Origin of the sequence: Zarconia navalis LEGE 11467, from assembly GCF_015207075.1 — a bacterium.
Classification (GTDB): domain Bacteria; phylum Cyanobacteriota; class Cyanobacteriia; order Cyanobacteriales; family Geitlerinemataceae; genus Zarconia; species Zarconia navalis.
In genome coordinates this window covers 1-8404 of record NZ_JADEXN010000202.1, presented here as the reverse complement: position 1 = coordinate 8404, position 8404 = coordinate 1, and the positions used below count along the sequence as shown (strand labels likewise).

The following is an 8404-nucleotide window of genomic DNA, read 5'->3' as shown; positions in this document are numbered from 1 at the left end:
GTCTTGGTTCCCACCCCGATACCCCCGGCGATCGCGCCTCCCCTCGACAGCGTTACCGGCAGCGAAACCGATAATATCCTTTTGGGGAATGACAGCAATAACGAGTTTTTAGCGCTTGGTGGGAACGATCTCGTCGTCGGATTGGCCGGAAGCGATAACATCTTCGGTAATGAGGGAGACGATCGCCTGTTTGCCAATTCGGGAAACGATTTTCTCGATGGAGGTAGTGGCAACGAACAGATGTTTGGGGGTCGCGATAACGATTTTCTCGACGGGGGATTGGGAGACGATACCCTGCTTGGGGATCTCGGTAACGACTCGATTCTCGGTGGAGAGGGCAACGACTCTCTCTTCGGTCTTCAAGGAAACGATGTCATTGATGGCGGAAATGGAGATGATGCCATTGAGGGAGGAACCGAAAGCGATGCTTTAAGAGGCTCGGACGGGAACGATACGATATCCGGCGGCGCTGGTGTCGATGCACTACAAGGCGATTTCGGCGACGATATGATTTTTGGAAATGCCGATGCCGATGCGATCGATGGGGCCAATGGAAACGATAGCCTCTTTGGAGGTCAGGGCGCTGACACCATTTTTGGCGGCAGTGGGAACGATCGCATTGATGGCAATGTCGGAGAAGATCTGCTCTTCGGCGGTTCGGGCAGTGACACCTTCGTATTGGCTCCAGGAAACGGAATTGACAATATCTTTGATTTTGTCTCGGGAGAAGATACTTTATTATTAACGGGTGGACTCAGTGTAGACCAACTGTCTATCCTACCCCTTGAGAACGCGACAGCGATTGTAGATTTAAATACGAATACGGTCTTGGTGACTTTGTTAGGAGTACCGTTGAGTGATGTGGGTGTAGACAGCTTCAGTACTTAAGTAAAACACCGGAGCTTCACTCAGGCACGTTCGGAAACTTGCGTGTTTTCTCGAGTCGCGATCGATCTTTCATCCCGTGCTTATACGTAATTTGGGTTCAGCAAAAAACGTAAAATAGAGGAAAATACTTAAAGATTATGGCGGTTGCTCTATAGCGATCGCTAAATTTAACTCATGTCGGTATCTATCGCGAGAGCGGTCGTGTAAAGCGCTATAGCTCGGTTTGCACGGACGAGTTCGCTCCTTTCAAAATATATGAGCTTCTCGATCGATTGGTTGCATCGTCAACTCTGTTCTGTCGTATCTGCAATAACGACGACCTGGGGTACTTCCGGTCGTCGCAAACACCCCAAAAGAATTAATTGGAGACATCCGGTTGGGGCGATCTCCCTGGGAGTTCCCCCAGTCTTACTGGTCATCAGTCAGTTAGGAGGATTTCAAGCGCTCGAACTCGCAGCATTTGATATTTTGATGGAAGGTCGAGGCGAGGGCTTCCTCGATTCTCGCTTATCGATGGTTGAAATTACCCAGGCAGATATTAACGAGTATCGATGGCCGCTTTCCGATCGCCTCCTCGCCCGCATTCTCGAACGACTTCAGGAGGCTCATCCTCAAGTCATCGGACTCGATCTCGATCGCCCCCAAGGGAGTCTCGAACCATCTTTGGTATTACAACTCAAAGCCGAGAACGTCATCGTCACTCAAACGGCAAAAGTATCCTCAGTCGTGCCTCGATCTCGCCTGGGTTTCAACAACATCCCCACCGACCCGGATAATGTCGTTCGCCGAAATTGGCTCGTGACTCCCTCAGATCGAGAAGAGCCAAACTACTCTTTTTCATTGCGCTTGGCTTTAGCCTATCTCCAAAATCGAGAGATTTCCCTCAAATTTCTTTCCAACCCGGTCGAGAAACTTCAACTCGGAAAAGCGATTTTATCTCCTCTAAAATCAAGCTCTGGAGGATATCGCCATCTCGATCTCGATGGTACCCAAATTTTACTCAACTACCGTTCGCCCCATTCAATAGCCCCACGCATCGGTCTGGGGCAAGTTTTACGAGGTGAGTTCGAGCCTAGCTCGATTCGAGGCAAAATTGTTCTGATCGGCTCAACGGTTCCCAGCCTGAAAGAGCGGTTTAACACCCCTTATAACTCAAGAAACGATCGAGATTCCCAAATGCCGGGGGTGTTTCTCCACGCTCAAATGACTGCTCAACTCCTCGATGCCGCCTTGGGAAAACCCGTACTGTTCCGGTTCGTTCCAGATTTGATGGAAGGACTTTGGTTGTTCGGTTGGGCTGGCTTGGGAGGGGTGATGGCCTGGAATATCAAGCACCCAGGCAAGTTAGCTGGGGCGATCGTCCTGGGACTTTTCGGACTCTGTGCCATCTCGTGGGGGCTATTTGCACTGAATGTTTGGATGCCCTCAATTTTGCCAGTAGTGGGTTTTCTGGTCACCATTAGCAGCGTGGCAATCTACAAATTTCTCTACAATGCTTTCTACGATTCCCTAACGGGTTTGCCCAATCGGGTTTTATTTGCCAACCATCTGAGATTGGCAAGCAAGCGGGTCAGCTTGACTCCAGAAGAGAGACTCGGGGTTATTTTTCTGGATGTCGACCGCTTTAAAGCCATTAACGGCTGTTTGGGACACAAAGCTGGAGATCGACTCCTCAAAGAAATGGGCGTACGGATCTCACGATGTCTGCGCTGTGCCGATCGCGTTTCCCGAGTCGGTGGCGATGAATTTGCCATCCTCGTCGATCGCATCAAAGATCTTAAGGATGTCACTCGCATTGCCCGACGAATTCGCAAGCAACTCAAACGACCGTTCTACCTCAGCGGACAGTCTGTCTTCACCAGTGCCAGCATGGGGATTGCCATGAGTAATGGCAGCCACCGCGACCTATTGCGAGATGCCCATACGGCGATGTATCGCGCCAAAAGATTGGGTCAAACCCATCCAGAAGTGTTCGATCCAATTATGGAATCTCAAGCCATCGCTCAGTTCGAACTCGAACTCGATCTGCGCAAATCCATGGCACACACGTTCTTATTCGAAGCATCCGATCGAGACACCCGACAATGGCTCGAAGAGGAAAATTCTCATTTACCCCACTCTCAATTTGGAGAAGAATTTCACGTCTACTACCAGCCTCTGGTCTCGCTTCAAAGCGGTAAAATTGCTGGATTTGAGGCGTTGGTGCGCTGGCAGCATCCCGAACGCGGGTTCGTCTCGCCTGAGGAGTTTATTCCCGTTGCAGAAAGGACGGGCTTAATTCTTCCCCTGGGAATGTGGATACTGCGGGAGGCTTGCCGTCAAACTCGCCTGTGGAAAACACAATTCGGGCAGAACGCACCATCGATCGTCAGTGTGAATTTATCGGGCAAGCAATTCGTCCAACCGGATTTAGTCGCACAAATCGATCGAATTCTTCAACAAACCCATCTCGATCCTCGCAGTTTGAAATTAGAGATTACAGAGGGTGTGGTCATGGAAAATGTCGATCGAACCATCGACACCTTAAGAAACATGAAAGCCCTTAAAATTAAGCTCGGCATTGACGATTTTGGGACGGGCTATTCGTCATTCAGTTATTTGAGCCAGTTTCCGACAGATACTCTCAAAATCGATCGGACTTTTATTAGTTGTATGGAAGAGCGACCGGAGAACCGAGCCATCGTCCAAACGATCGTCATGCTCGCTCATACTTTAGGGATGGATGCGATCGTTGAAGGAGTGGAAACCCGCGAACAATGGCAGCAACTTCGGGAAATTGGTTGCGAATACGGTCAGGGCTATTTCTTTTCTAAGCCTTTATCCAGTCGGGAAGCAACGGCGTTGTTGGCTTCAAAACCCCGATGGTCTCCCCATCTCGATTCGTACAGACATCACATGGGAGAACCCGAAATCGCCATCGGCGACCAGTGATATCAAGTTCGGTTAAAAACTTAGAATTCCTCGTGAGACGAGCAGGGGGCACAACGACCGGCAAACGCGACCGGGGGAGGCGTTTGGTTCCCCACCGGAGGGATTGGGAGACCCCCGCGCGTGCCGAGTTTTCGGTCAATTACTGGGCTGTTGACAAAGTGAATACAACCTTAACCTTTCACCAATGCCCATCGATTCATGGGTTGATAGGAAGAAAGTCGGACAACCGCGCACAATTTCAACGAGTCGGGATCGGCACAGGGGCACTACCCCGTGTTGCTAGTTTTGAGGCAAAGTTCCCGCTTGGATGCGCGTTTCGACGTTTTGACCGTTGCGTTCCAACTCTAATTGGAGTTCGCTGCCTACGGTTACCTTGCTAACCGACTGTTGCACGTCATCAGTGGTCGTCACCGAATTCCCGTTAATGGTTTTGACGATATCTCCCGATCTCAATCCCGCGCGATCGGCTGGCGAATTCGGCACGACCTGCACGATTAAAACCCCTCGATCTTCATTCACCCTCAGTCCAGCTCTGGGATCGCGATTGATATGTTCCTTCATTTGAGGGGTGAGGGTCAGCATTTGAATTCCCAAGTAGGGGTGTTCGGCTTTTCCTTTAGTCGCGAGTTGGTCGGCAATCTGCTTGACGGTATCGATGGGAATTGCAAAGCCGAGTCCCTGGGCACCTTGAAGAATTGCTGTATTCATGCCGACGGCTTCCCCATTTTGATTGAGCAGGGGGCCGCCGGAGTTACCGGGGTTGATCGCAGCATCAGTTTGGATGAACTGCACTCGCTTGTCGGGAACGCCGACTTGAGAGCTAGAGCGTCCGGTGGCACTGATAATTCCGGTGGTAACCGTATTGTCTAAACCGAGGGGATTGCCAATGGCGATCGCCCATTCTCCCGGTTGCAAGTTGTCGGCATCGCCCAATGTCACCACCGGTAGATTATCAGCATCGATTTGAACGACGGCCACATCTGTAACCGAGTCTCGACCGACAACGCGACCCTCAAATCGGCGACCGTCTTTTAGGGTGACGCTAACCACATCTGCTCCTTCGATTACGTGAGCGTTCGTTACGATCTGACCGTTAGCTTCGAGAATAAAACCCGATCCCGTCCCCGATTGAACTTCCGGTTGAGAGGGAGTTTGTCCTCGAAAAAAGGGTTGGAAAAAGGGATCGTTAAATTCATTCTCAAAGCGGTTGCTGACGGTACGCTGGGTATCGATGCGCACTACTGCCGGTCCGACGAGATCCACCACTTCGGTGACGAAATTCTGCGGCACGATGCCCCCAATTGCCGATGGAGTTGTCGATTGGGCGATCTCTAGAGATGAGGTGGCGGCGCGCTCGGTTGTCTTCTCTGTGGTGGGGGATGCCGACAGACGAGCGCATCCCGATAGCACGCTTGCCCCGAGTAAAGTTAATGCCAGATAGCGACGACCCGATCGCCAATGATGGCGAACTGTCGATTTTGATATGTCCGAAGATAAAATGTTTGTCCGATCTTGAAATCTGTTTTTCATAGCCCTTACCTGTAGGTGAAAAATTGGTCGACATCTAACGTGGAAGTTAGGTGGGATTGGTAGAACGAATGTCGATCGAGTATTCGGCTCTTCCCCAACAGCTAAGGTCTCAAGTTGGACGATCGCAAAGACCGTACCCACGCCATAGGGACGAAAGTTTTGTAGCAACGCTTACACCAAATCTGAGATCGCACACCCTGTTTCCTAATGCAAGAGATCCCGAAGTCAGCCCGGAAGATTGAGGAACGAACGCGATCGGGCTGACACTTTCTACAGTAATTTGAGGGTGTGACGTTCTGATGACAGCTAGATGGCATCGGGATGAATTTTTCGTACGCGGTCGATCTCGCGACGTACGATCGTAGCAGCTTTCTTGCACGGTAGCTCCCAAGCCGTCAGTCGTACGGTAGGCTATTTGAACTGTTCGGGTTTAACGGGAGTACTCATCACCTATTGACGCGATGTGCGACTTTAAGAATGAAACCCTTGATGTTCCGTTCCCACTGGCTAGAATCTCCCAATTCAGAGTCGCTCGATTTCCCCCTAGCAATTCGCAAATTCGGGTAAAAACTGAGTTTCTTGAAGTACTTGATATAAATTGAATTCCGATTCGAGCAAGCAAACATGACCGCTATCGGGCAGAACGATCGTCTTGGGGTTGGGGAAAAAGCGAGCGAGGTTTTCTGCTTCCTCCACCGATGGCAACAGGCGATCGCCTTGACTGGCTAGCAGGAGTGCGGGTTTTTTAAACTGATGCAGTTGCACGGGCAAAATATCAAAATCCCGCAGCAGAGACAGTCGCCAACTTGCCGTAGCAGAAGACACCGACTGCATTGCCGTAACGAGCTGTTGCCGATCTCGTTTAGAAACTCGATCGAGTGCGATCAAAAAGGGTAGCAGTCCGAACGTTGAAAGTTGGTATATCGGTTCTACTAAGCTGCGAATCAACGGTATACCCCAAGCCATCCAAGCTCGTTTTCGGAAAGAGGATGCCGGATTGACCAAAATCAGTCCATCGAACAATTCGGGCGCTCGCACGATAACTTGCAGTGCCAAACATCCCCCAAACGATTCTCCACACAAATATACCGATCGATTCGATCTATCTTTAAGTTCTCGGTGAATTAAATCGATGGTTTGATAGGCCAAGTCGTCCCACCCAGTTCGATCGTCTCTATTGGGTAGTGACAAACACCGCATATCGAAGGTCGTCCTCAAACCCGGTGTTTGCAAATGTAATAGTTTTCCCGTTCCATCCATTCCTGGCAAAAAGACAAATAAAGGGCGATTCTCCTTTGGCTCAGCCGCTCCCAGAGAGCTAGGAGACGCTTCGCAAGCGGGACTAGACGATTGGGGATTTAGAAAATGGAGTTTGTTATTTGTGGTTGACATTTTGTAACTCAACTAACATGGAACGTTGGCAGAATGGAGGAGACGGGAAAATTCGGAATGCAGGGTTCGCAAGCGCGCAACTCTACACCCCCAAATTTTATTGCCCTTTGCGTACTAACTGTCTTTGCATCCTTGTAATAGCATCGTGATTTCGCGGTGAGTGTAGTCGACGAGATTTGAGACTGTCGTTTTTGCCTGCCGACCTTGGTAGGCTTGTCTTTCGGACTGGGTAATCCAGTAGGGACGACCGATTAAAATCGAGAGGCGGTGATAGACCACCATCGGATGCCAACCCCACCCATCAAAGAGAGGTTCGCTGGGATCGAACAGACCCAGAAGCTTGACGGGAACGGCGGGGTAGGTGGTTTCATCCGTCGAAGCGATCGCCACGGGTAATACGGCTAAATTGGGGGCGGACGATCGAAAAGCGAGATGGGCGAACCCCCGATGGAAGTCACCGACTTTTTTGGGAGAGGTAAAATTAACCATCGGCTGTGCCCCTTCGGGGAAAATACCCACCATTTGCTGGGCGTGCAGCAATTCGCTGCCGCGATGCAAGAAACCCTGCTGCCGCCGTTCCGGTTCCGGGAGGGGAAAACACCCCAGGGACGTGACAATATCTCGCATCACGGGCACTTGTCCCATATAGTGATGGCAAGCAAACCGAATCGGGCGCTTGAGGGCGGCCATCAGGACGGGGGCATCCATAAAACTGCGATGGTTGCCAACGACGAGAACCGGCCCGTCGATGGGAATGCGGTCTTCGTGGTAGACGAACATCCGCGTTCCCATTGCCGTGAGGAACGATCGCGAAATTTGTAGCGGACTTTGAGGTATGAGTGCGGTCAACGGCCGATTTCCTTTCTTGAAAGTGCGAGTAAATGGATAATTATCGAATGCAAAATTGAGAAACCGATCGTCAAATTCAAGATTTTGGTGTTTTCGTATCCAATACCTTTTACCACTTTAGCGAAGTTTGCTTGATGGTATCAAGTATGAATGATGCGGATCGAGGAGATTTCGAGATTTGTGGGTTTGCCCGATGTTAGATGTTTCCACCCTCAAATCCGATCGCGATCGACGATCGGATGTGGGAGGTATCATAGATAGAGTTTCGCCCCTTTTATTGTTTCCCCTTCTAGTTATGCCAACCTACCCTGGAATTTCGAGCGAAGCCTTGCGCCATCCTCTCGATCGCGAAGCGGAAGAAACCCTACGCAGCCTTCCCGGATTCGATCTGGTGGCACGTAAATTTGTGGAATTCGTTTACGAACGCCCACAATTTGTCTATAACATGGGCAATAGTATCGAAGTGGGACCTCGTCAATATTCGACGGTTTATCAAATTTTTCGCGAATGTGTTCGAGATTTAGATATTACCCCCGAACCCTCTTTATTCGTTTCTCAAACACCATTGGCAAATGCCTATTCGTTAGGGAAAGAGAATCCGTCAATTACCCTCAATGCCGGATTGCTCGACCTGATGGAAGCAGCGGAAATTCGCTCGGTTATCGCCCACGAACTCGGCCATATTAAATGCGGTCATACTATCTTAATTCAGATGGCGCTGTGGGCAATTTCGACGGCAACTTATATTGGCGATTTGACTTTTGGATTTGGTAATTTTATCGGCACGGGATTAATTTACGCTTTTTATGAATGG

General features: G+C 50.2%; 6 protein-coding genes. 3 read left to right on the top strand and 3 right to left on the bottom strand.

The genetic code is table 11. The features are described from left to right. Positions 1-888 (top strand): calcium-binding protein (locus tag IQ235_RS11985; protein WP_319592582.1); only part of this gene is annotated, 888 nt, incomplete at its 5' end. Between the two features lie 255 nt (positions 889-1143). Then, positions 1144-3819: an EAL domain-containing protein gene (locus tag IQ235_RS11980; RefSeq protein WP_264321694.1), complete on the top strand. Its 2676-nt coding sequence runs from the start codon at positions 1144-1146 to the stop codon at positions 3817-3819. A 279-nt stretch (positions 3820-4098) separates the two neighbouring features. Here IQ235_RS11980 and IQ235_RS11975 read toward each other — a convergent pair whose 3' ends face one another. From IQ235_RS11975 to IQ235_RS11965, 3 genes are all read right to left on the bottom strand, one after another. Further along, entirely contained in the window at positions 4099-5349 is a 1251-nt protein-coding gene (locus IQ235_RS11975; RefSeq protein ID WP_264321693.1) for an HhoA/HhoB/HtrA family serine endopeptidase, read from the bottom strand. 543 nt (positions 5350-5892) lie between these two features. Beyond that, complete coding sequence (locus IQ235_RS11970) at positions 5893-6741, bottom strand: alpha/beta fold hydrolase (RefSeq protein WP_264321692.1); 849 nt, start codon at positions 6739-6741, stop codon at positions 5893-5895. A gap of 114 nt (positions 6742-6855) precedes the next feature. Continuing rightward, positions 6856-7590 carry a lysophospholipid acyltransferase family protein gene (locus IQ235_RS11965; RefSeq protein WP_319592581.1) on the bottom strand — a complete coding sequence of 245 codons (735 nt, stop codon included), beginning with the start codon at positions 7588-7590 and terminating at the stop codon, positions 6856-6858. 295 nt (positions 7591-7885) lie between these two features. On the opposite strand from IQ235_RS11965, the gene IQ235_RS11960 reads away from it, so the two are divergent. After that, a partial coding sequence (locus tag IQ235_RS11960; RefSeq protein ID WP_264321695.1) for a M48 family metallopeptidase occupies positions 7886-8404 on the top strand: 519 nt, incomplete at its 3' end.

What these genes read in the sequence shown, in the direction of transcription:
- IQ235_RS11980 (WP_264321694.1), top strand. Translation starts at nt 1,144, where the DNA reads ATGAGCTTCTCGATCGATTGGTTGCATCGTCAACTCTGTTCTGTCGTA.
- IQ235_RS11975 (WP_264321693.1), bottom strand. Translation starts at nt 5,349, where the DNA reads ATGAAAAACAGATTTCAAGATCGGACAAACATTTTATCTTCGGACATA.
- IQ235_RS11970 (WP_264321692.1), bottom strand. Translation starts at nt 6,741, where the DNA reads ATGTCAACCACAAATAACAAACTCCATTTTCTAAATCCCCAATCGTCT.